General features: G+C 57.7%; 18 protein-coding genes. 9 read left to right on the plus strand and 9 right to left on the minus strand.

The window, feature by feature from the left end; genetic code table 11:
• The first annotated feature begins 126 nt into the window (after positions 1 to 126).
• The gene (locus KK102_RS11925; protein WP_100166050.1) at positions 127 to 1,425 is read left to right on the plus strand and encodes a D-amino acid dehydrogenase; all 1,299 of its coding nucleotides are present in this window, start codon (positions 127 to 129) and stop codon (positions 1,423 to 1,425) included.
• A 9-nt stretch (positions 1,426 to 1,434) separates the two neighbouring features.
• The gene (gene dadX, locus KK102_RS11930) at positions 1,435 to 2,505 is read left to right on the plus strand and encodes a catabolic alanine racemase DadX (protein WP_010432750.1); all 1,071 of its coding nucleotides are present in this window, start codon (positions 1,435 to 1,437) and stop codon (positions 2,503 to 2,505) included.
• A 96-nt stretch (positions 2,506 to 2,601) separates the two neighbouring features.
• Here dadX and KK102_RS11935 read toward each other — a convergent pair whose 3' ends face one another.
• On the minus strand, positions 2,602 to 4,335 hold the full coding sequence (locus tag KK102_RS11935) for a potassium/proton antiporter (protein ID WP_216357650.1): 1,734 nt from the start codon (positions 4,333 to 4,335) through the stop codon (positions 2,602 to 2,604).
• 97 nt (positions 4,336 to 4,432) lie between these two features.
• Positions 4,433 to 5,347 (minus strand): muramoyltetrapeptide carboxypeptidase, encoded by a 915-nt coding sequence (gene ldcA / locus KK102_RS11940; RefSeq protein WP_126545405.1) that lies wholly within the window; start codon positions 5,345 to 5,347, stop codon positions 4,433 to 4,435.
• Between the two features lie 107 nt (positions 5,348 to 5,454).
• Between ldcA and emtA the strand changes: the two genes are divergently transcribed.
• Complete coding sequence (gene emtA, locus KK102_RS11945) at positions 5,455 to 6,066, plus strand: membrane-bound lytic murein transglycosylase EmtA (RefSeq protein ID WP_216357651.1); 612 nt, start codon at positions 5,455 to 5,457, stop codon at positions 6,064 to 6,066.
• A 35-nt stretch (positions 6,067 to 6,101) separates the two neighbouring features.
• Here emtA and ycgR read toward each other — a convergent pair whose 3' ends face one another.
• On the minus strand, positions 6,102 to 6,833 hold the full coding sequence (gene ycgR, locus KK102_RS11950) for a flagellar brake protein YcgR (protein WP_216357652.1): 732 nt from the start codon (positions 6,831 to 6,833) through the stop codon (positions 6,102 to 6,104).
• Between the two features lie 206 nt (positions 6,834 to 7,039).
• Here ycgR and KK102_RS11955 point away from each other — a divergent pair, with 206 nt between their 5' ends.
• Both KK102_RS11955 and KK102_RS11960 read left to right on the plus strand, forming a co-directional pair.
• Positions 7,040 to 7,294: a GlsB/YeaQ/YmgE family stress response membrane protein gene (locus KK102_RS11955; RefSeq protein ID WP_126545520.1), complete on the plus strand. Its 255-nt coding sequence runs from the start codon at positions 7,040 to 7,042 to the stop codon at positions 7,292 to 7,294.
• A 115-nt stretch (positions 7,295 to 7,409) separates the two neighbouring features.
• On the plus strand, positions 7,410 to 9,512 hold the full coding sequence (locus KK102_RS11960) for a TonB-dependent siderophore receptor (protein WP_216357653.1): 2,103 nt from the start codon (positions 7,410 to 7,412) through the stop codon (positions 9,510 to 9,512).
• 62 nt (positions 9,513 to 9,574) lie between these two features.
• Here the strand turns inward: KK102_RS11960 and KK102_RS11965 are convergent, their stop codons facing one another.
• Together KK102_RS11965 and KK102_RS11970 are read right to left on the minus strand one after the other, a co-directional pair.
• The gene (locus KK102_RS11965; protein ID WP_216357654.1) at positions 9,575 to 11,260 is read right to left on the minus strand and encodes an alpha,alpha-trehalase; all 1,686 of its coding nucleotides are present in this window, start codon (positions 11,258 to 11,260) and stop codon (positions 9,575 to 9,577) included.
• A 102-nt stretch (positions 11,261 to 11,362) separates the two neighbouring features.
• On the minus strand, positions 11,363 to 12,319 hold the full coding sequence (locus tag KK102_RS11970) for an AraC family transcriptional regulator (RefSeq protein ID WP_216357655.1): 957 nt from the start codon (positions 12,317 to 12,319) through the stop codon (positions 11,363 to 11,365).
• Between the two features lie 115 nt (positions 12,320 to 12,434).
• Here KK102_RS11970 and KK102_RS11975 point away from each other — a divergent pair, with 115 nt between their 5' ends.
• Entirely contained in the window at positions 12,435 to 13,622 is a 1,188-nt protein-coding gene (locus KK102_RS11975) for an MFS transporter (RefSeq protein ID WP_126545400.1), read from the plus strand.
• A 41-nt stretch (positions 13,623 to 13,663) separates the two neighbouring features.
• On the opposite strand, the gene gap is transcribed toward KK102_RS11975, so the two are convergent.
• Both gap and KK102_RS11985 read right to left on the minus strand, forming a co-directional pair.
• Complete coding sequence (gene gap, locus KK102_RS11980; RefSeq protein WP_216357656.1) at positions 13,664 to 14,674, minus strand: type I glyceraldehyde-3-phosphate dehydrogenase; 1,011 nt, start codon at positions 14,672 to 14,674, stop codon at positions 13,664 to 13,666.
• Positions 14,675 to 14,752: 78 nt separating this feature from the next.
• A complete protein-coding gene (locus tag KK102_RS11985; RefSeq protein WP_216357657.1) occupies positions 14,753 to 15,733 on the minus strand; it encodes a GlxA family transcriptional regulator in 981 nt (326 codons plus the stop codon).
• Positions 15,734 to 15,887: 154 nt separating this feature from the next.
• On the opposite strand from KK102_RS11985, the gene KK102_RS11990 reads away from it, so the two are divergent.
• A complete protein-coding gene (locus KK102_RS11990) occupies positions 15,888 to 16,844 on the plus strand; it encodes a fatty acid desaturase (protein WP_216357658.1) in 957 nt (318 codons plus the stop codon).
• Positions 16,837 to 17,595: a phosphate/phosphite/phosphonate ABC transporter substrate-binding protein gene (locus KK102_RS11995; protein WP_216357659.1), complete on the plus strand. Its 759-nt coding sequence runs from the start codon at positions 16,837 to 16,839 to the stop codon at positions 17,593 to 17,595. The genes KK102_RS11990 and KK102_RS11995 overlap by 8 nt, the downstream gene beginning before the upstream one ends.
• Here KK102_RS11995 and KK102_RS12000 read toward each other — a convergent pair.
• Together KK102_RS12000 and KK102_RS12005 are read right to left on the minus strand one after the other, a co-directional pair.
• Positions 17,574 to 18,470: a LysR family transcriptional regulator gene (locus KK102_RS12000; RefSeq protein ID WP_216357660.1), complete on the minus strand. Its 897-nt coding sequence runs from the start codon at positions 18,468 to 18,470 to the stop codon at positions 17,574 to 17,576. The genes KK102_RS11995 and KK102_RS12000 overlap by 22 nt on opposite strands.
• 22 nt (positions 18,471 to 18,492) lie before the next feature.
• A complete protein-coding gene (locus KK102_RS12005; protein ID WP_216357661.1) occupies positions 18,493 to 20,781 on the minus strand; it encodes an FdhF/YdeP family oxidoreductase in 2,289 nt (762 codons plus the stop codon).
• A gap of 1,003 nt (positions 20,782 to 21,784) precedes the next feature.
• Between KK102_RS12005 and KK102_RS12010 the strand changes: the two genes are divergently transcribed.
• Complete coding sequence (locus KK102_RS12010; protein WP_126545393.1) at positions 21,785 to 22,279, plus strand: SH3 domain-containing protein; 495 nt, start codon at positions 21,785 to 21,787, stop codon at positions 22,277 to 22,279.
• Positions 22,280 to 22,297 lie beyond the last annotated feature (18 nt).

A 22,297-nucleotide genomic window follows, 5' to 3' on the forward strand; every position in this document is an offset into this window, starting at 1 on the left:
TATCCCCTGATACAGAGGGATGTGTGAGGTAAGTCACCATAAAAAAGTCGTATGTTGAATAATATTTTCAACTAGGTTATCAATCTGTAATTAGAAGATTGTTCTTTTGCACATAATGGAGTGGCTATGCGTGTTGTCATACTGGGAAGTGGTGTCGTTGGCGTAACCAGCGCCTGGTATTTAAGTCAGGCGGGGCATGAGGTTACCGTTATCGATCGTGAATCCGGCCCGGCGCTTGAAACCAGCGCGGCGAACGCCGGACAAATCTCTCCGGGCTATGCGGCGCCGTGGGCAGCGCCCGGCGTGCCGTTAAAGGCGATTAAGTGGATGTTCCAGCGCCACGCGCCGCTGGCGATCAGTCTCGACGGCACGCAGTTCCAGCTGAAGTGGATGTGGCAGATGCTGCGCAACTGCGACACACGCCACTACATGGAAAATAAAGGACGCATGGTGCGCCTGGCGGAGTACAGCCGCGACTGTCTGAAAGCCTTACGCGCCTCGACGGGCATTGAGTACGAAGGCCGTCAGGGCGGTACGCTGCAGCTGTTCCGCACCGAGCAACAGTATGAAAACGCCACCCGCGATATCGCCGTGCTGGAAGATGCGGGCGTACCCTATCAGCTGCTGGAAGCCAGCCAGCTGGGGCAGGTGGAGCCTGCGCTGGCGGAAGTGGCGCACAAGCTGACGGGCGGCCTGCGCCTGCCGAATGACGAAACCGGCGACTGCCAGCTCTTTACGCAACGTCTGGCGCACATGTGCGAGCAGGCAGGGGTCAAATTCCGCTTTAACACCTCTGTCGACAAGCTGCTGTCGGAAGGGGAAAAAATTTACGGCGTGAAGTGCGGCGAAGAGGTGATCAAAGCCGATGCCTACGTGATGGCGTTTGGTTCGTACTCGACCGCCATGCTAAAAGGTATCCTTGATATTCCGGTCTACCCGCTGAAAGGCTACTCGCTGACCATTCCGGTGAAAGAAGAGAGCGGCGCGCCCGTGTCGACCATTCTGGACGAAACCTACAAAATCGCCATCACCCGCTTCGACAACCGCATTCGCGTAGGCGGCATGGCGGAGATCGTGGGCTTCAACACCGAACTGCTGCAGCCGCGTCGTGAAACCCTGGAGATGGTGGTGGGAGATCTCTTCCCGCGCGGAGGCTTTGTCGAACAGGCGACCTTCTGGACCGGTCTGCGCCCCATGACGCCGGACGGCACGCCGATTGTCGGCCGCACCCCGTATAAAAACCTGTGGACCAATACCGGGCACGGCACGCTCGGCTGGACGATGGCCTGCGGCTCGGGTCAGCTGCTGAGCGACCTGATATCTGGCCGCACGCCAGCAATTCCGTTTGACGATTTAAGTGCCGCACGTTATCAATCAGGGTTTACCCCATCGCGTCCGCAGCACCTGCACGGCGCACATAACTAAGGAGTCGTCATGTCCCGTCCCATTCTGGCTCAGCTGGATTTGCAGGCCCTGAAGGATAACCTGCAAATTGTTCGCCGTGCTGCGCCGGGTACACGCGTCTGGTCGGTAGTCAAGGCAAATGCCTACGGCCACGGCATTGACCGCATCTGGAGCGCCCTTAGCGCAACCGACGGTTTTGCGTTACTTAATCTGGAAGAGGCGATTCTGCTGCGCGAGCGCGGCTGGAAAGGGCCCATCCTGCTGCTGGAAGGCTTTTTCCACGCCGACGATCTGCCGCTGCTGGACAAATACCGTCTGACCACCAGCGTTCACAGCAACTGGCAGATTAAGGCGATTCAGGATGCGAAGCTCCACGCGCCGCTGGATATCTATCTCAAGGTGAACAGCGGCATGAACCGCCTGGGCTTCCAGCCTGAGCGGGTCCATACGGTCTGGCAGCAGCTGCGTGCCCTGAAAAATGTCGGTGAAATGACGTTGATGGCGCATTTTGCGGATGCTGAAAAGCCGGACGGTATCGCCGATGCCATGGTCCGCATTGAGCAGGCGGCAGAAGGGCTGGATTGCCCACGTTCGCTGTCGAACTCGGCGGCGACGCTTTGGCATCCTGAAGCTCACTATAACTGGGTGCGTCCGGGTATCGTGCTGTACGGCGCATCTCCCTCAGGCCAGTGGCAGGACGTCGCCAACAGCGGCCTGAAGCCGGTCATGACCCTGCGCAGTGAAATCATTGGCGTACAGACGCTGAAGACGGGTGACACGGTAGGCTATGGCAGCCGCTACCGTGCGGCGGGCGAGCAGCGCATCGGGATTGTCGCGGGGGGCTACGCGGACGGCTATCCGCGCCTGGCGCCAACCGGCACGCCCGTGTGGGTCGATGGTGTTCGCACGGGCACGGTAGGGACCATCTCGATGGATATGATGGCGATAGATTTAACCCCCTGTCCGCAGGCGGGCATCGGATCGCCGGTCGAGCTGTGGGGTAATGAGGTTAAAATCGACGATGTGGCTTCCGCTGCGGGCACGGTCGGCTATGAATTGATGTGCGCGCTGGCACCGAGAGTGCCGGTTGTGACGGTGTAACGAATGTGTGTGTCGGGTGGCGGCTTCGCCTTACCCGACCTACAAAACCCTCGAACGTAGGCCGGGTAAGCGTAAGCGCCACCCGGCAAAAAAACACTACTCCGCGTCCTCTTCCCTCGGTCTCACACCGACTTTTCTCACCGCGTTATCTTCTTTCTCCGCAACCGTCCAGATCATCCCGGCGAACTCCACCTGGTCACCCACGACGGGCGCGGCCCCCAGCAGCTGCTGAATGATTTCCCCGAGCGTTTGCTGCTTGTCGCGGTGCTCCAGCCCCTCATCCAGCCCGTAAATCAGCGCCACGTCCGCAAACTTGGCGCTGGCTTCGAGAATAAAATCGCCGAAGAACCGCTGGTCCAGCGCGACAGGTGGCGACTGGCTGAACAGTTTGCCCAGCGCGGGCAGGTCGCGCTCGCGGCCAATGACGCACAGAATATCGCCTTCGCGCAGGCGGGTGCTGCCGGTAGGGTGCAGAAGGGCGTTATCGCGGAACAGGGCGGCAATGCGCGTTTCGGCGGGCATATGCAGATCGCGCAGTGAGGCCCCCACGCACCATTTGTCGGCGCTGAGCTGGTAAACAAACTGCTCCCACGGGTTTTCCGGGTGAATATCCAGCCCCACGCGGGAGACCGGCCAGCCAACGGGCGGCACCACCACCTTGGCCTTTTTCGCCGCCCACCCGAGCGACGTCCCCTGGAACAGCAGCGAAATCAGCACCACGAAGAACGCCACGTTAAAGAACAGCCGCGCGTTATCCAGACCGGCCATCATCGGGAAAACGGCAAGGATAATCGGCACCGCGCCGCGCAGGCCCACCCAGCTGATGAACACCCGTTCGCGCAGGTTGAAGCCGCGAAACGGCAGCAGACCCGCGAACACCGAGAGCGGACGGGCGAAGAAGATCATCCATGCAGAAAGCAGCAGCGCCGGAACGGCGATCGGCAGCAGGTCGGATGGCGTGACCAGGAGGCCCAGCACCAGGAACATGCCGATCTGCGCCAGCCATGCCAGGCCGTCGAAGTTCTGCAAAATGGCATGGCGGTTACGGATTGGCCGGTTGCCCATCAGGAAACCGCAGAGGTAGACGGCGAGAATACCGCTGCCGTCCAGCGCGGTGGTGACGGCAAAAATCAGAATTCCGCCGCTCAGCGCCAGCAGGGGGTAAAGCCCCGCGGGCAGCGAGATGCGGTTGATCATCTGCTGTAACAGGTATCCCCCCGCCAGGCCGATAACAATCCCCAGCCCAAACTGCTGCAGAATATGCCAGGCGAACATCCAGCTTAATCCGGTTTCGTGCTGCTGAATCATCTCAATCAGCGTGATGGTGAGAAACACCGCCATCGGATCGTTACTGCCGGACTCAATCTCAAGAGTCGAGCCGACGCGCTCGTTTAGCCCTTTACCGCCAAGCAGGGAAAATACCGCTGCGGCGTCGGTTGAACCGACAATCGCGCCAATCAGCAAACCCTCCATGAGATTGAGATGGAAAAGCCACGCGGCCATCATCCCGGTGAGGCCGGAGGTAATCAACACGCCGACCGTCGCGAGCGACAGCGCAGGCCCTAAGGCGACGCGGAAAGAGCTCGCCTGGGTGCGCATCCCGCCGTCCAGCAGGATCACCGCCAGCGCGAGGTTACTCACCATGTAAGCGAAAGGGTAATTATCGAATGGGATACCGCCGATGCCATCAATGCCGGCCAGCATGCCGATGGCAAGGAAAATAACAAGAATAGGTATGCCGAGACGTGATGAAAATGAACTCAATAAAATACTGCTGGTTACAAGCACAGAACCCAGAATGAAAAGGCTGATTATTGCTGCGGCATCCAATGTTGTCGTACTCCCACCTCAATGTTAACGCTGTTATTAAAACCCTAACATATTAACGACAGGAACAGCGTTTTATTGAGGCGGTTTAAGCGCTTTTTTATGCCTTTAAGACCGGATGGCCGCTGAGAGTCAGCCGACTGCCTGAATTATTATGCGTCAGCGTCGCCTGTGCGCCCAGCGGCAGGGTAACGGTCTGCTGCTCATGGCCAAAATCCAGTCCCGTAATCACCGGAATATCCAGCCGCGAACGGATGAAATCAACCATCGTCTCAAGGGAGTATCCTGCATCATAGTCATTCGGTGCCGAGCCGCTAAAGCTGCCGAGCACGATGGCGGACTGGCGCCCGAGAATGCCCGCATGGTAAAGCTGGAGCAGCATGCGCTCGACGCGGAACGGATGCTCGTTGATATCTTCCAGCACCAGGATGCCATCCTCAATCTGGGGCAGCCACGGCGTGCCAATCAGCGACACCAGCATCGCCAGGTTCCCGCCCCAGAGCTGGCCCTCACATTCCCAGTGCGGCCCATTTCCCTGCCACTCAACGCTGTAGGTCGAATTTTGCAGCGCGCGCCAGAAATGTTCCTGGGTGAACGCATCCAGCTCCGGCGCGCCGAAGTTACCGGCCAGCATCGGGCCGCTGAAGGTAATGACGTTGTGCAGCGCCAGCAGGCCGAGCTGGATCGCCGTGAAATCGCTGTGTCCACAAATCAGCAGAGGATCCTGCTGCTGGCGTTTTGCCAGGCCTTGCCAGTCGATACTCTCCAGCAGCCGGCTCGCGCCATACCCACCGCGCACCGCAAGCACAATCTGGTTAGCGCCCTTCAGGTTTACCAGGCTGTTGATATCATTCAGTCTCTGCGCCTCTGTTCCGGCAAAGCGCTGCAGGCGGCGGGGGATAATTGTCTGATTTTCTACCCGATGGCCGGATTCCAGTAAGCGCTGAACGCCCCGCTGCGCCGCGTCCTGGTTGATGCAGTAACCCGACGGCGCGATGAGATGAAACTGAGACATGGCAATTCCTTGCTGAATGAGAAACTAATTGTCTATATCATGCCGCTTATACGCCGCCTGCTTCAAGAGGCGGCGCACTGCGATGACCGGCTATAAGGATAGATGACGTGAAATTGAGATGGTTTGCTTTTTTGATTGTGTTGCTTGCTGGCTGTAGTTCAAAACATGATTATCAAAATCCGCCCTGGAACCCGGAAGTGCCGGTGAAACGGGCCATGCAGTGGATGCCGATCAGCGAGCAAGCCGGGAAGGCCTGGGGCGTGAGCCCGCGCCTGGTCACGGCGATCATTGCCGTGGAATCCGGCGGCAACCCAACGCTCGTCAGTAAATCCAACGCGGTGGGGCTGATGCAGCTTAAGGCATCAACGGCGGGCAAAGAGGTCTACCGCTATATGGGCTGGAGCGGTCAGCCGTCGACCAGCGAGCTTAAAAACCCGGAGCGCAACATCTCAATGGGAACCGCTTACCTGAGCATTCTGGAACACGGCGTGCTGAAGGGGATTGAAGATCCTGAAGTGATGCAGTACGCGCTGGTGGTCTCTTACGTGAACGGTGCCGGTGCGCTGCTCAGAACGTTCTCTTCCGACCGTAAAGAGGCGATTGAAGAGATAAACGACATGGACAAAGACGAGTTCTTTGAACATGTAGTGAAGAATCACCCGTCACCGCAGGCACCTCGGTATATCTGGAAAGTACAGAAAGCGATGGACGCCATGTAGCGCCGTTGTCGGGCGGCCCCGCTGCCCGACGCCCCTCACAAGACTTTATTCGCCCGTTCCCGCGCCTCTCGCTCCAGAGAGAAGATGATGCGCTGAAGCTCGCGCTCTGCACCCGGCCCCACGTTGAGAAAGCGAAAGCTCAGACGGGGCGTGGAAATGGTCTCGTTCTTGCTGTCTACCACCTTACGCTCGCTGATGGCAATCAGCTGCGCATCGAAATAAAACCGCCCCCAGCCGCCCATATCCAGCTCAATCTGCGTGAATCGCATGCCTTCAACCAGCCCGTCAGGTTTTGGGGTATCCATCAGCGCGCCCATGCCGCCCAGCGACAGGTCAAAAAGGCGGAAGCGGATCTCTTTTTTATCCGGCATTTTTGCCCGACAAAAATAAGCAGGGTGGAGCGGGGCGCTGATGCGGAAATATTCCCGACGCTGTACAAACCAGAGGTTATCAGGCAGCGGCGAGGTAAAAGCAGGCAGCCCCAGATATTCGCTCAGCTCAAGCCGCGGCAGAATAAATTCCACCTTTGCGCCGTGTGTTTCAGCCATCACCGAGATGCTTTCCGCCCGCTGTGCGGCGCGGTTCTCATGCTCCTGGCTGCCCAGGTCGACGATCAGACGGTCGGACGACACGTCCAGGATCTTGCTGATAAACTGATTGTTTGACCAACGCATGCGTAGCGGCACTTCACCTTTTTGCAGGTCGCGTAATACCCCTAATACAGCCAGCGGATTTTGTTTCAGGAACTGCTCACTGTAATTACTCACGCCAGATTGCTCCTTGATATGTGACAGACTGTCTCTGCGTTATCGGCAATCTGAAATGAAACTTAATACAAACCGGTGATTTTTTTTACTGGCCGCTGTAATTTAAGTCGGTGAGATGAAAATGATTTTCGGGCAATGACCTATACTTAAGTCACCAGCGCGGAAGGTTTTCCGTGCATGCGTTAAACCTGCAAGAGGGCATCGCTATGGGTATCATCGCCTGGATTATCTTTGGTCTTATTGCCGGCGCTATCGCCAAATTGATCATGCCGGGAAATGATGGTGGCGGCTTTATTCTGACCTGTTTACTCGGCGTGGTCGGGGCGGTTGTCGGCGGCTGGCTGGCAACGATGTTTGGCTTTGGCGGCAGCATCAGCGGTTTCGATCTCCACAGTTTTCTGGTCGCGGTGGTCGGCGCAATCGTTGTACTCGGCATATTCCGGTTACTCCGACGGGCATAACATGTTCACAAGCGGCTCTCATCTGAGGGCCGTTTTTTTTATCTTCGTATTGATTTGCTAATCGAAATGATAATAATTGTCGTTCCCAGTATTATCTACAACAAAGACGACAATGATGAATACCTCACGTTTTGCGTTATGTGCGTTGGCAGGAGCCGTGGCGCTGGCATTGCAGGCACAGGCTTTCGCCGAAGAATCGACTATCCTGGTCACGGGCGCAGAGCAGGGCAGCGCGCTTCCTTCATGGACGAACAGTGCGACCAAATCGGCGGTGGCAGAAAGTAAAACGCCGCAGGTGATCAATACCCTCTCTGAGCAGGAGATAGAAAAGCGTCACGCGAACTCCGTGAATGAAATCCTGCGCTATGCCCCGGGCGTCTCGACCGAGGTGAGGGGCAGTACCTCGTACATGAGCGAATACAAAATCCGCGGGTTTACGGTTGACCAGGAATTCTATAACGGTCTGCAGCTGCCGTATAACGTCACCGGTAACACCAAAGCGCGCATCGATCCGCTGCTGATTGAGAGCGTTGATATTCTGAAAGGTCCCTCTTCAGTGCTGTACGGTGGCGGCTCCCCGGGTGGGCTGGTGAATATTCAAAGTAAGAAGCCGCAAAAAGCCTCCCGTACCGAGGTGGGTTTTAACACCGGTACCCGCAACCTGAAAGAGGGCTACCTCGACTCAACCGGGCAAATCGCTGACAGCGACTGGAACTACCGTCTGCTGGGGAAAGCGACGGAGAATGACGACCAGCCGCACACCACGCGCTACGAAAACTACCTCGTGGCACCGTCAGTGACCTGGCAGCCGGACAGCAAAACGCGTCTCACCATTGATGCGCTGGCGCAAAATACCCCGAGCCTGTCGCCGTCAGACCCGCTGCCGCTCGCCTACCTGCGCTCGAGCTACGCCGACCGTCGGGACTATGCCGGGGACGAGTGGAGCGGATTCAAACAGCGCCAGTGGATGCTGGGCTACAGCTTTGAGCATGAGTTTGAAAGCGGCTGGGGCTTTAATCAGAAAGCACGCTACTTCGACGTGGATACCCATCAGCGCAGCGTCTATTCAACCGGGCCGGGCAGCGAGGTCTATCAACTCAACCGCTTTGCTTACACCACGGATGAAGACCTTCAGAGCTTCAACATCGACAACCAGGTCACCAAAACGGTTGCGCTGGGGGAATGGAAACATCATCTGCTGGCCGGGTTTGACTATCAGAAGCTGAACTCGCACTTCCACTACCGATACGCCTCCTCAACGCCGGGTATTGATATGCGCAATCCCGACCACGCGCAGATCGATGAAGGCGCGCTGGGGCTGTATACCGCCCAGAAAAACCGTCTGAGCTATCAGCAGAACGGCTATTACCTGCAGGATCAGGTGGAGTTCGGCGGATTAAACCTGCTGGGCAGCCTGCGCTATGACGATTACCGCTCCGTGACCACGAATTACCTGCAAAACGGCGACAAAGCGTATGTCTCTCAGGATCGGGTCACCAAACGTCTGGGGGCGCTTTACGCTTTCGATAGCGGGATTTCGCCGTTTATCAGCTATTCCGAAGGCTTTGCGCCGGTATCCCCTCAGGGGACGCTCGTCGCCAAAGACGTCAAGCCAACCACCAGCAAGCAGGTTGAGGGTGGGGTGAAATACCTGCTGGCGGACTACGCCACCACCTTTACCGCATCGGTGTTTAACATTCGCCAGAAAAATGTCGTCACCTCCGATCCCGGCTTCCTCAACTACCGTCAGACCGGAGAAGTGGAATCCAAAGGGGCTGAGCTGTCGGCGGTCAGCCGTCCGACGGATAACCTGACGCTGATTGCGAACTACGCTTACACCCACGCCATCAATACGGAAGATGATAAATACCAGGGCAAGCGTCCAACCCAGGTGCCGGAGAATGCCTTTAACCTGTGGGGCGACTACACCTTCGACAGTACGCCGCTGAAAGGATTGATGCTGGGTGCTGGCGCGCGCTATACCGGGCCGATGGAAATTTCACCAAATAACGATGCGGGCAAACTCGGGGGCACCACGCAGTACGATCTGGCGGCCTCTTACCGCATGGGAGAAGTTCTGCCGTCGCTTGAAGGACTGACGGTGAAAGCCAGCGCGCAGAACATCACCAATAAAGAGACGCTGACCTGTTACGACGCCACCAACTGCTGGATTGGGCGTGACCGGACGTTCCAGCTAGGGGCGAGCTACAGTTTCTAAGCAAAGCCCTGTTATTTCCAAAAGTAGGCCGGGTAAGGCGTAGCCGCCACCCGGCAATACCCTTACTGCGCCGCGCTTTTCGCTGGCGCGGCGTCGTCATTTGCCGCAGGCCGATTCTCCGGCACGCTGTCGCACGGTTTCTCTTTCGGACAAACCAGGTCCAGCATCTTGAGCGTCACGCCGTTGCTCCAGCCAAATCCATCCTGCAACGGATATTCGCCGCCGCCCCCGCCGGTGCCGGTAGACGAGACATCATACTTCTCCACCAGCTTCTTCTCGCGGTCGTAGGTGTGCTGAACGTTTTTCAGGAAGCGCCAGGTCACGTCCATCGCCACGTTGTCCTGTCCATAGTTCTGCAATCCTTCCGCTGCGACCCACTGCAGCGGTGCCCAGCCGTTTGGCGCATCCCACTGCTGGCCGCTGTTGATAGTGGTGGTCGTAATGCCGCCCGGCTTCAGCAGGCGTGAAGCGGTAGCTGCAGCAACTTTATCCGCGCGGTCCTGTGCCGCAGCCTTCACGTAAAGCGGGAACAGGGCGGCGGCGGTGAGCTGATTACGCACCTTTTTACTCTTCAGATCGTAATCCGCGTACCAGCCCTCTTTTTCATTCCACAAATGGCTCTCGATGGCCTTCTGGCGCGAGGCGGCCAGCGCGTCATATTTGCTCGCACCGGCGGTATCGCCATCCTCCTGGCTTGCCCGTGCCAGCAGCTTCTCCATCTTGAACATCAGGGCGTTCAGGTCCACCGGCACGATGCTGGTCGTGCGGATGGTGCCAAGCTTTTGCGGATCGTCCATCCAGCGGGAGCTAAAGTCCCAGCCTGACGCGGCAGCCGAGCGCAGATCGCGGTAAATTTCCGTCGCCGGGCGGTTAGGGTTATTTTTAGCGGTGTTTACATCGTCAAGCCAGGATTCAGGACGCGGGGTATCGCGGTCATCCCAGTAGCGGTTAAGGATTGTCCCGTCATCCAGCTTCACGACGCGCTTGTTGGCCTGGCCCGGCTGCAGGCCATCGACGCCCTCCATCCAGTAGGCATACTCTTTTTCCATCTGCGGACGGTACTTTTTCAACGCGTCCTTATCATGCGTCGCCAGCAGTTCGACCATCAGGGAGAAGAACGGCGGCTGCGAACGGCTCAGGTAATAGCTGCGGTTGCCGTTAGGGATGTGGCCAAAGGTGTCAATTTCATAGGCGAAGTTGTCCACCATATCGCTGATTTTGTTCCAGTGGCCGCTTTCGGCCAGGCCCAGCATGGTGAAATAGCTGTCCCAGTAGTACACCTCGCGGAAACGCCCGCCGGGTACCACGTAAGGTTTCGGTAGCGGCAGGAGCGAATCCCACTTGTTGCTGGCTTTATCGGTGGTGCGGGTCAGTACGGGCCAAAGATCGTCAATATGCTCACGCAAACTTTGTCCAGCAGGCGGAACATATTTTTCACCTTCCGCGGGGAGCGTGAAGTTCATCTCGACAAAGTGGCGTAAGTCAAAGCTGGACTGGGCGTGCTGCATCCGATAATCCGCCAGAATCATCAGCGGGTCGCTTTTGGGTACGGCATCAGCAAAGGTTTTTTGATCGGGAAACAGTTTGGCACTTTGCACATCATTAAACAGAGGACCCAGCAAAATATCGGGTGATGTCGTCTGGGTTGTAGGGGGCTGGTCAGCATAAGCGAATGCTGTTACGCCGAGCAGCGCGCCTCCCAGCGCAAGCTGCAAGAACGCAGGGCGTAGTGTACGAGGTCTTATCATGAGTTCGTCTCCTGTCTTCACTAAACAGCGTGACCGCTGTTGTCAATCACCTGAAAACCTTAGACGAATATTGCCCGCTTCGCGTGAAATATTGCTGGCCCGTTACGCCTCTTCCGGGGTCTGGCTGGCTTCCCGCAGCGTGCCCGGCGCATGTCCGATAATGCGCTTAAATGCCCGGCTAAATGCCGCCAGAGACCCGTATCCCAGCCGCAGCGCGACCGTTTCGATGGGCTGATTTTCATGACGGATATACTGAATAGCCAGCCGCATTCTCAGCTCGCTGAGATATTTTGCCGGGGTGGTCCCCGTCGCGGCCAGAAACCGTTCGGCAAACACGGAGCGGGAGGTGCCCGCTTCTTTAGCCAGATCGGCCACGCTCCAGTTCAGGCCGGGCTGCTGGTGCATGGCATAAATTGCTCTGCTGAGGCGGGGATCGCGCAGCACCTGCACCCACCCGGTGGCTTTACCGCATCCGGCTTCGACCCAGCCGCGCACGATCAGCGCCGCGACGACGTCTGCCAGACGCGCCAGGATCCCGGCAAAGCCCACCTGACGGGTCATGGATTCTCGCTCCATGGCAGCCAGCAAGGGATGGATCTCCGGCCAGGTGGACATCAGCCTGCTCACCATCATCACCTCCGGCATAGCCTTGATCAGCGGCTGCATTCCGCCCAGCTCAAAATCCATGCATCCGCTAAAGATAATGGTGTTCTCACCGTCCGGACAGGGCTCACAGGCAATCGCGCAGACCGAGCTGCAGATAGGTTCGCTGGGAAAAGCATCCACCGGCGTCAGGGGAGCCTGCGCGTCTGAGAGCAGGGCGTGAGCGTTGCCGTTCGGGATAAAGAGCGCATCGCCGCCGCTTAATTCAAAGGTTGCACCACTCTCCATGCGCAGCAGCGCGCTGCCGTGGCTGACGAAATGAAACTGCGCCTTACCGGGAGCCTGATGGAACGCCACGCCAAACGGCGCGCTGGCTTCAATTCGCCGGTATTTCACTCCGGAAAGGCGCATGCCGCGTAAAAGCTCGCTGATCAAATCGGGTGACTGAACGGTCATCGCACAACTCCGGACGAATAATCAATAAGTGGAGATTATATGTCATAGATCGTCCATGGGGAACGCTCTATGCTTTTGCGATATTAGTCACATTTTGATAACGGGAGATCAACAGATGAGTTCATGTGTCGCGGCGAGCGAGGCGATAGCGCCTGCAAAACCCGCCTGGCGAGCGGTCTATTCGCTGGGGCTGGGCGTATTTGGATTGATCACGGCAGAGTTTCTGCCCGCCAGTTTGCTCACGCCGATGGCTGCCAGCCTGGGCGTAACGGAAGGGATGGCCGGGCAGGCCGTTACGGCGACCGCGCTGGTGGCGCTGGTCACCGGTTTACTGATTACGCCAGCCACCAAAAGTATCGACCGCCGCTGGGTGTTGATGTTCTTTTCGGTGCTGCAGATCGTCTCCAGCCTGCTGGTGGCCTTTGCGCCAACCCTGCACGTCCTGCTGATGGGGCGCCTGCTGCTGGGCGTTGCTATCGGGGGATTCTGGGCGATGTCGACCGCTACGGCGATGCGGCTGGTACCTGCCGATAAGGTGCCGAAAGCGCTGGCGGTGATTTTCTCCAGCGTGTCCATTGCAACGGTTGTTGCGGCGCCGCTGGGCAGCTATCTGGGCAGCCTGATTGGCTGGCGTAACGTCTTTGTTCTCTGCATAGTGCCGAGCGTAGCGGCCCTGCTGTGGCAGGTCTGGGTCCTGCCGTCGATGAAGCCGGAGAGCAGCGGCAGTCTGGGAACCTTGTTCCGGGTGCTGCGTCGTCCGGGGATGATCGGCGGGATGCTGGCAACCATTCTGATCTTCAGCGGCCATTTTGCTTTCTTTACCTATCTGCGCCCGTTCCTCGAGACCGTCGGTCAGGCAAGCGTAGAGACGATTTCGCTGATCCTGCTGGGCTTTGGTATCGCCAACTTTGTCGGCACCTCCGTTGCCGGACATCTGCTGGCACGCAATCTGCGCCTGACGCTGGCGCTGGTGCCGTTCGCCATGGGCGTACTGGCGCTCATGATGGTCGCGTTTGGTCATCTGGCGATGCTGGACGGTTTACTGGTTGCGCTATGGGGCTTTGCCTTTGGTCTGGTACCGGTGGGCTGGTCAACCTGGCTGGCAACCACCGTCCCTGATGAAGCCGAAAGTGCAGGCGGTTTGCTGGTGGCCTCTATTCAGCTGGCGATAAGCGCAGGCGCGGCGGGTGGCGGGGCGGTATTCGACCTCAACGGTGCCAGCGGCGTGTTTGCGGGCAGCGGTTTCCTGCTGGTGACGGCAATGGTGATTGTGCTGATGGGTGTGAAAGTAAAAGCGGAGTGAATTATTTGCCGGGTGAACGCAAGCGCCACCCGGCTCCAGACTTACAGCCCTTTCTTATCCATCAGCACCGCCAGATCCACCAGGCGGTTTGAGAATCCCCACTCGTTGTCATACCACGCCAGAATTTTGACCATGTTCCCGCCAATCACCAGCGTCGACAGCCCGTCGATAATTGAGGAGCGCGGGTCGCCCTGGTAATCGCTGGAGACCAGCGGTTCATCGCTGTAGCCCAGGATCCCTTTAAGGGGGCCGCTAGCCGCGGCCTGACGGAACGCGTCATTCACCTCGTCGGCGGTCACGTTACGGCTCAGCGTTACCGTCAAATCCACAATCGACACCACCGGAACCGGAACGCGCAGAGAATACCCGGTCAGCTTACCGTCAAGAGAGGGGATCACTTTCCCCAGCGCCTTCGCCGCGCCGCTGGAGTAAGGCACAATCGACAGGGCCGCCGCGCGTGCACCGCGCAGATCTTTCTCCGGCTGGTCGTGCAGCGCCTGGCTGTTGGTATAAGCATGCGTGGTGTTCATCAGGCCGTGCTCAATACCAAACTGCTGATGCAGCACCTGCGCTGCCGGAGCCAGTCCGTTAGTGGTACAGCTCCCGTTACTCACGACGGCGTGCAGGGCCGGATCGTACAGTTCGTGGTTCACACCCATCACCACCGTCAGGTCATCGTTTTTACCCGGCGCAGAGATGATGACGCGCTTGGCGCCACCGCGGGTGATATGTACCGCCGCCTTTTCGCGTTCGGTGAAGAAACCGGTGGCTTCAATCACCACGTCCACCCCAACGTCGCGCCACGGGATGTTCGCCGGATCGCGTTCGCTGAAGACGGTGAGCCGCTGCCCGTCCACCTGTAACGCGCCGTCAGCCGCCTCAACGGGCGCCTGCAGCGTGCCGAGCAGGGAATCATATTTGAGCAGATGGGCGAGGGTCTGGCTGTCCGTCAGATCGTTAATGGCCACAATCTGAAGATCCGGGTTACCCAGCGCCGCGCGCAGGAAATTACGTCCGATACGGCCGAAACCGTTAATACCGACCTTAACCATGATGCACTCCTTATCTCTGTTGTCTGGAGTCACTCTAGGCGTCAGGCTGCATGGCGTAAATGACAAAAAAGGATCACATTACGCCATCTTGCGGCAGTGAAAGCGCTGGCGGTATTCCGTGGGGGTGAGATGAAGCTGTTTCTCGAAAACACGACGCAGGTTAATGCTGGTGCCAAACCCGCTTTGCTCAGCAATCAGCTCCAGCGGATCGCTGGTTTGCTCAAGCAGCTGCCGGGCGGCGGCAAGACGCGCTTCCGTGACGTAGCGTGCCGGAGAAACCCCCGCATCCCGCGTGAATACGCGGGTGAAATTACGGGGACTCATCGCCGCTCTTTCCGCCAGGCGCTCAACGCAGAGATCGGCGGTCAGATTTTGCAGGATCCAGCTTTGCAGGTCGCTAATCGGCCCCTGGGTGCCGGACTGCCGCAAATTATAGCGGCTAAACTGCAGCTGTCCGCCCGGACGGCGCAGGTACATCACCATATCCTGCGCTACGTCGCGGGCGAGAGAGAAACCGTAATCGTCTTCCACCAGCGCCAGCGTCAGGTCGAAACCGGAACTGACCCCGCCGGAGGTCCAGATGGGCCCATCCTGAACGTAGATCGGGCCGCCTTCCACCCTGATGGCCGGATAAGCGGCCTGCATGGTCTCCAGCAGACGCCAGTGTGTGGTTGCCCGCCGACCGTCAAGCAAACCGCTCTGCGCAAGCAGCATCGCGCCGCCGCAGATGGAGGCAATACGCCGCGCATGCGGTGCTGCAAGATGCAGCCAGTCCACCACGGCGGTGCTCTCCTGTTCATTCATGCCGCGGCCGGTAATGATGATGGTATCCAGCGGCTCACGCGGGTCCAGTTCAGGCAGACGATAATCCGCCAGCAGGTTTAATCCGGACTGACCGTGGATCACCTGATGGGGCTGCGTGGTGGCGATGATGATGCGGTAGCACGGGTGAGACAGACCTTCCGGGTGCAGCCGGTTGGCCTGCATCAGAATGTCGGCGATACCGGCGGCTTCAAACAGCATGCCGCCGTCGGGAACAATAATCAGGATCTTCTTCATGTCCTGAAAAGTAGCTTTATTACAAAATAAGTCAACGGGTGGAGCGCATAAACGCCATTTCTGGCAAAGCAAAGCGATTTAAGTTCTTTGTTATTACAGCCGTTTTCCCGGATCGTCAGGAGACAGAACGACAAACGGAACGGCATCGGCAGGAATGAGTCACTATTTACACCCGCAGCAGCGAGAACATATTCACCAGCTTGCCACGCGGTTGCTGTGGCGAAGCGAGCTTCCCACCTGGCTGTTAATTATCGCTATCTATACCGGCTGGTTTACCACCCTGGCGTACTGGCGCACGCTCGGCTTGCTGCCTGCCACGGTGCTGCTGATCTGGTTTACCGCCTGGTATATGTCGCTTCAGCATGAGCTGATCCACGGTCATCCGACGCGCTTTCCCCGCTTAAATCAGCTTTTCGGAACGCTGCCGCTGGCGGTCTGGTATCCCTATGGCCTTTACCGCGACTCGCATCTTGCCCATCACAGCAACGATCGTCTCACGGTACCGGTGGACGACCCTGAATCCTACTATTTTACCGAAGAGAGCTGGGCGCGTTTTGCGCCCTGGCAGAAGCGCATTATTCATGTGCGTAATACGTTTCTGGGGCGGCTGTTACTGGCTCCGCTGCTGGATATCGTCCAGACGCTGGGAAGCGCCGTGGCGGCGTTTCGCCACATGAACCTGCGGGCGATGCTGATGTGGCTGGTGCATGGCGGGCTGTTGGCGGGTCTGTTTGTCTGGATGCGCCACGTGGATTTCTCACCGGTCTGGTTTGTGCTGGCGGTGAGCTATCCCGCGCTGGCGCTCACCAAAGTGCGCTCTTTTCTCGAGCACCGCGCTGCAGACGATCCTCTCGCGCGTTCGGTCATTAACGAAGCCGGGATCGTCTGGCAGGTGCTGTTCCTGAATCTCAACTACCATTCAGTGCATCACGATCTGCCAGGCGTACCCTGGTATGGTCTTAAGGCGATCTACCAGCAAAACCGGGCGGTGTACCAGCAGCGCAATCACGGTTTTGTGGTCAAGGGATACGGCCAGTGGCTGCGACAGTTTTGGGATAAGGCCGTGGACGTCACGGTTCATCCGGGGATAAAGCGAGAAGAGCATGAGTAACCTGCTGGCGTTTCCGATGTATGCCGTCAATCGGGCCGATACCGACGCGCTGTGGCGAGCTGTGCACGCTTTGCTGCTGGCACGCGGCGTGCCGGTGGGCGGTCTCGTGCCGGGCATCCCGGAAGAGGACCTACTGACGCACTGGCAGCAGCCTGGACTCATCCTGAGCCAGACCTGCGGTTATCCGCTGATCACACAGTTGCCGGACGTGCAGGTCGTCGGCTGTTTTCATTATGCGGCGCCGGGCTGCGAAGGGATCGCTTACCGCAGCCTGCTGGTGGTGCGGGAAGAAGATAAACACCTGCGCGTTGACGATTTCCGCGGGCGGAGGGTGGTGTGTAATGCGCCCGATTCCCAGTCCGGCTACAACACGCTGCGAAGACGAGTGGCACCTGATACGGTCAATGACTATTTTTCGCAGGTGATTTTAAGCGGCAGCCATCGCCAGTCGCTGGTTGATGTAAAAGGCGGGGTGGGGGATATTGCGGCCATCGACTGCGTGACCTGGGCACTGCTGCAGCGCCATGAGCCGGAACGGCTAGCGGGGCTGGCGGTCATTGACCGTACCCCTCTGACGCCGGGACTGCCGCTGATCGCTTCGCATAACACCTCACCTGAAACGCTTAGCGCCATTCGCGATGCGCTCCATGCGCTGGTCAGTTCACCGGAACATCGGGCGATTTGTGACGTGGTGCTGATCGGCGGTTTTAGCGTGGTGACGCGCGAGGCCTACGCCTCATTGTTGGCGTGATAAATCTCCTGCGCGTCGGTAAAACAGCGCAGCGCCAGCGAGGAGACGGGTTTCTGCCTGCGCATAATCAGGCCGACGGGCGCCTCAATGTTCGCCTCGGCGATGGGGACAATCCTGAAATTGCTGTTCAGCGCCTCCAGCCCGTTGTTCAGCGGCATGACGGCGCAGCATACGCCGCTCTGTACCGCCTGAATGATCTGGAACGTGGAGTCGCTCTCGAAAACGGCTGTCGGTTCAATGCCTGCAGCGTGAAAGCTGGCCTCCATATGCGCCCGGTAGTGCATCCCTTTGGTCAGGAACCCCAGCGGAAAATCCGTCAGGTCGCGCCAGGCCAATCTCTCCTGGCCGAGCTGGAAATGGCGGACGTCGTGCAGCAGGCCCATCTTCGTTTTGGGAAGCTGGATAATGTCAAACAGGCTGGTGTCGATGCTGTTGAGGTAGCATATTCCCAGCTCAAGCTGATTCCGGCTGACGCCGTCGGCAATCTGCGCGGAGGACATGGAATAGAGGCTGTAGGTCAGCTCCGGGTATTTTTGCGTCAGCAGGCGTATAAAGATCATCGGATCCACGCTCGCCAGCGGCACCATCCCCAGACGGAGTTCGCCCACCACCTGGCCTTTGCACAGCGCGGCTTCCGCCTGCAGCCCGTCGTGCGCCGCCAGCAGCGCGCGGGTCCACGCAAGAATACGTTCACCCTCCGGCGTAAACCCTTCAAAGCGCTGCCCGCGTACAATCAGCACCAGCCCCAGCTCCTCTTCCAGGCTGCGGATGCGCATGGAGAGGGTCGGCTGGGTGATGTTGCACTGCGAGGCCGCTTTACCAAAGTGCCGGGTCTCGTCGAGCGCGATTAAGTATTTTAACTGTTTAATATCCATCGTTTTCTCTGCGCGAACGGCCTTACAGCATGCGGATCTCTTTTGAGCGCAGGGTGATGCGAACCGGAACGGATTTATAAGACGGCGTCCCGCTGTCCTTGTCGAGATAATCGAGCGGCACCAGCACGTTAGCCTCCGGGTAGTATGCCCCGACGGAGCCCGGGGCGATGCTGTACGCCACCACGGTAATGTCCTCCAGGCGCTGAACGCTGCCGGGGAGGGCGGTTTCGATATCCACGCGGTCGCCGTGCTCCAGCCCTGACTGTGCCATATCGTCTTCGTTCATAAACAGCACGTCGCGGCGGCCAAAGACCCCCCGGTAGCGGTCGTCCAGGGCGTAAATGGTAGTGTTGTACTGGTCATGGCTGCGCAGCGTAATCAGACGCAGAACATGCTCGCCTTCGCCGCTGGCGTTCTCGTGAACCCCGTCGAACACCGAGAACATCGCTTTTCCTGTCGCCGTTGGCCAGATACGTTGCGTCGGCGGCAGCGGCATGCGGAAGCCGCCGGGAACGCGGATCCGCGCGTTGTAGTTCTCAAACCCCGGAATGGTCTGCTCGATCAGATCGCGGATGCGGTCGTAATCCTCAACCAGCGTCATCCAGTCCACGCGGGTGGCCTGTAGGGTGGCTTTCGCGAGGCCAGCCACGATGGCGGGTTCCGAACGCAGCAACGGCGAGGCGGGTTTCAGCTTGCCGGACGAGGCGTGCACCATCGACATGGAATCTTCGACGGTAATGGACTGACGGCCGGTAGCCTGAATATCCAGCTCGGTGCGGCCGAGGCACGGGAAAATAAAGGTCTCTTTGCCCACCAGCAGATGGGTGCGGTTGAGCTTGGTGCCGACGTGCACGCTCAACGCCAGGTTACCCATCGCCGGAAAGCCCCGCTCGTGATCGGGCATCGCAACCGCAAAATTGCCGCCGAGGCAGATAAGTGCCTTCGCACGGCCGTCAATCATCGCCAGCGTGGCCTGCACCGCATCGTGTCCGTGGTGAGACGGCGGCTCAAAGCCGAACACGTCCTTCAGACGGTTCAGGAAGGCCGGTGTGGGTTTCTCGCTAATCCCGACGGTCCGGTTTCCCTGCACGTTTGAGTGGCCGCGCAGAGGGCAGATACCCGCGCCGGGCTTACCGATGTTCCCGCGCAGCAGGAGCACGTCAGCGATCAGGCGGACGTTCGCCGTGCCTTTATTGTGCTGGGTAATTCCCATTCCGTAGGTAATGATGGTGGCATTTGATTTGGCATAGGCCTCGGCAACCTTCCTGAGCGCCGCCTGGCTCAGGCCTGACTCGCGCTCAATGTCTTCCCAGCGGGTTTGCGCGATATCGGCGGCGAAGTCCTCAATGCCTTGGGTGTGTTCAGCAATAAACGCGCGATCCAGCACGTCACCGCGTTCGGCCTCCATCTCCAGAAGGTGTTTAGCCATCCCTTTCAGCGCGGCGGCATCGCCCCCGGCTTTCACCTGGAAATAGGTCGAGGCGATATCCGTGGAGCCGTAGGTCGCCATTTCAATCACGCTCTGCGGGTCCGCAAAACGTTCGAGGGCGCGCTCACGCAGCGGGTTAAAGACGATAATCGGCACGTTGCGGCGGGCCAGCTCGTGAAGGGTGCCCATCATTCGCGGATGGTTGGTGCCGGGGTTATGGCCGATGGAGATCACCAGTTCGGTCTTATCGAAGTCGTCCAGCGAGACGGTGCCTTTCCCGATCCCGATAGATCGCGGCAAGCCGACGCTGGTGGCCTCGTGGCACATATTCGAGCAGTCGGGGAAGTTATTGGTACCGTATTCGCGGGCGAAGAGCTGAAACAGGTATGCCGCTTCGTTAGAGGCGCGTCCGGAGGTATAGAACTCAACCTGGTCCGGCTCGAGCCCGCGCAGGACTTCACCGATACGCTGAAACGCCTCGTCCCAGTCGACGGGGCGGAAGGTATCGCTTGCCCGGTCATAGCGCAGGGGATGCGTCAGGCGACCGTAGCCTTCCAGCTCAAAGTCCGATTTTGCCAGCAGCGAAGCGACGCTGTTTTCCGCCAGAAATTCGGGGGTGACGCGTTTGCTGGTGGCTTCCCATGTCACCGCCTTCGCGCCGTTCTCGCAGAACTGGAACGTCGATTTATGCTCCTTATCGGGCCACGCGCAGCCAGGGCAGTCAAAACCGTCCGGCTGGTTGGTGCGGAGCAGGGTCGCGGGGGCGTCCAGAGTATCCATTTGGGTACGTACCGCGATGGCCGTTGCTTTCAGCGCGCCCCAGCCTCCGGCGGGACCGTCATAGTGTCTGATGCCGGGAACTGCGCGTCTTTTCGTGTTCATACCCACTCCTGATTTGTTCGGTTACACAACATCTAAACCCATAAAAGCGCTGCGCCGGGCAATAAGCGAAAGCAATCACGACCGTATGGCTGCTCGCATGCGGTAGAGAAAATGGCTTCTTCTTAAATTCTTTTCATTACAGGGTTTTATAGGATTTTGCGCCTAAGGATTTAAAGAAATTATAACGAATTTTTATCATTTTAATAATAAATCTTATCTATCGCCTGGTAGGTGAGATAGATGGCGGTGAACAGGTAAGGATGTAGCACCAGTAAAATTTCGAATGAAGCGCCTTAACGGGAGAAAGAGACGATGTTCGCAGTTGGCAGGTAATTGCGTGCATTTTTTAGTGGCGATTAAGGCAGGAAGGTTAACTCCCGCTTAATGATTAATGGATATAATTTATGCCTTAAAGGGAAATTGTCTTCGCGTAAAATATAAAGTTATTTTGAGCCGTGAAATTAACGCCGGGCGGCATCGGTGAAATAGGTTCATTCTGAGCGCAAAGTTCGTGCAATATTAAAGATGCCCTGTTAGTGCAACAAATAATTCATTGGCGATATGTTCTTCTGACATCACCAATACGCGAATTCTACTAATAATGGTAGTGGCGATAATAGCGGCATTGCGTTATTGAAATAGATTCTCTTTTGTGTATTTGTTATGTAAAACAGTGGCTTATGCGCGCATTGAGTGAGTAAATAAATGGAGGTAGGCCGTGTATCATTTTTTATTAAGATTAATCCTATAATCTATCCTCTGCTTCATTTACCAACAGTTACGTAACGGTAAATATTGAATTGATGCGAAGCTCATGTAAACTTGTTTACCGTTTGTCAAAATATGTCAGGAAGACGCTGGGCCTTATTCTGAAGGGCTCGTGCGGTAGCTATGCCTTTAAAATAGTAACGCCACGAAAATATCCTGACTATTTTAACAATAGCACTTAAGTCAAACTTCACCTCCTTATCTTCATCATCGAAATATCGCTACGGAAAAGCATATGAAAATGCGCGTATTGTTTTCACTTCTGTTTGTAATGGCGGTGGCGGGTTGTAAAGCGCCGCAGAAACCTGCGATCACTGACGATACCATCGTGACCAGCCAGGTGAACGGCGTCACCTTAACTCACCGTCATGTTGTGCTGCCCCCGGCAGAGTTCACCCAGGTGAATGAGCCTTATCGCGCCATGTACCCCGCATCCCTGATGAGCCGTCCGGACTACGGCGGAAAAGTGATCCGCACGCTGGAGACCGGCAAAACCTACGTGGTGCTGGGGCAGGTTGAACACTTCTGGATGGCGCTTGCCGACGAAGGGAACGAACAGCTGATTGGTTACGTCCCAATGCGCGCCGTGATCAAGGCCGACCAGTACGAAGCCACCGTGCGTAAACAGGCGATCCGTCCAAAAGCGCGTAAGAAAACAACCTGTGTTGACGTCGATGGCAACAGCAAAGCCTGCAAAGACAGCGCAAACGGCACCTGGATCCTGAACTAAACGGGTTTCAAGAGCGTA

This window comes from Enterobacter quasimori, assembly GCF_018597345.1.
Taxonomy (GTDB): domain Bacteria; phylum Pseudomonadota; class Gammaproteobacteria; order Enterobacterales; family Enterobacteriaceae; genus Enterobacter; species Enterobacter mori.

Coding starts and splice junctions, on each gene's coding strand:
- KK102_RS11925 (WP_100166050.1), top strand. CDS start 127: ATGCGTGTTGTCATACTGGGAAGTGGTGTCGTTGGCGTAACCAGCGCC.
- dadX (WP_010432750.1), top strand. CDS start 1,435: ATGTCCCGTCCCATTCTGGCTCAGCTGGATTTGCAGGCCCTGAAGGAT.
- ldcA (WP_126545405.1), bottom strand. CDS start 5,347: ATGTCTCAGTTTCATCTCATCGCGCCGTCGGGTTACTGCATCAACCAG.
- KK102_RS11955 (WP_126545520.1), top strand. CDS start 7,040: ATGGGTATCATCGCCTGGATTATCTTTGGTCTTATTGCCGGCGCTATC.
- KK102_RS11960 (WP_216357653.1), top strand. CDS start 7,410: ATGAATACCTCACGTTTTGCGTTATGTGCGTTGGCAGGAGCCGTGGCG.
- KK102_RS11965 (WP_216357654.1), bottom strand. CDS start 11,260: ATGATAAGACCTCGTACACTACGCCCTGCGTTCTTGCAGCTTGCGCTG.
- KK102_RS11970 (WP_216357655.1), bottom strand. CDS start 12,319: ATGACCGTTCAGTCACCCGATTTGATCAGCGAGCTTTTACGCGGCATG.
- KK102_RS11975 (WP_126545400.1), top strand. CDS start 12,435: ATGAGTTCATGTGTCGCGGCGAGCGAGGCGATAGCGCCTGCAAAACCC.
- gap (WP_216357656.1), bottom strand. CDS start 14,674: ATGGTTAAGGTCGGTATTAACGGTTTCGGCCGTATCGGACGTAATTTC.
- KK102_RS11985 (WP_216357657.1), bottom strand. CDS start 15,733: ATGAAGAAGATCCTGATTATTGTTCCCGACGGCGGCATGCTGTTTGAA.
- KK102_RS11990 (WP_216357658.1), top strand. CDS start 15,888: ATGAGTCACTATTTACACCCGCAGCAGCGAGAACATATTCACCAGCTT.
- KK102_RS11995 (WP_216357659.1), top strand. CDS start 16,837: ATGAGTAACCTGCTGGCGTTTCCGATGTATGCCGTCAATCGGGCCGAT.
- KK102_RS12000 (WP_216357660.1), bottom strand. CDS start 18,470: ATGGATATTAAACAGTTAAAATACTTAATCGCGCTCGACGAGACCCGG.
- KK102_RS12005 (WP_216357661.1), bottom strand. CDS start 20,781: ATGAACACGAAAAGACGCGCAGTTCCCGGCATCAGACACTATGACGGT.
- KK102_RS12010 (WP_126545393.1), top strand. CDS start 21,785: ATGAAAATGCGCGTATTGTTTTCACTTCTGTTTGTAATGGCGGTGGCG.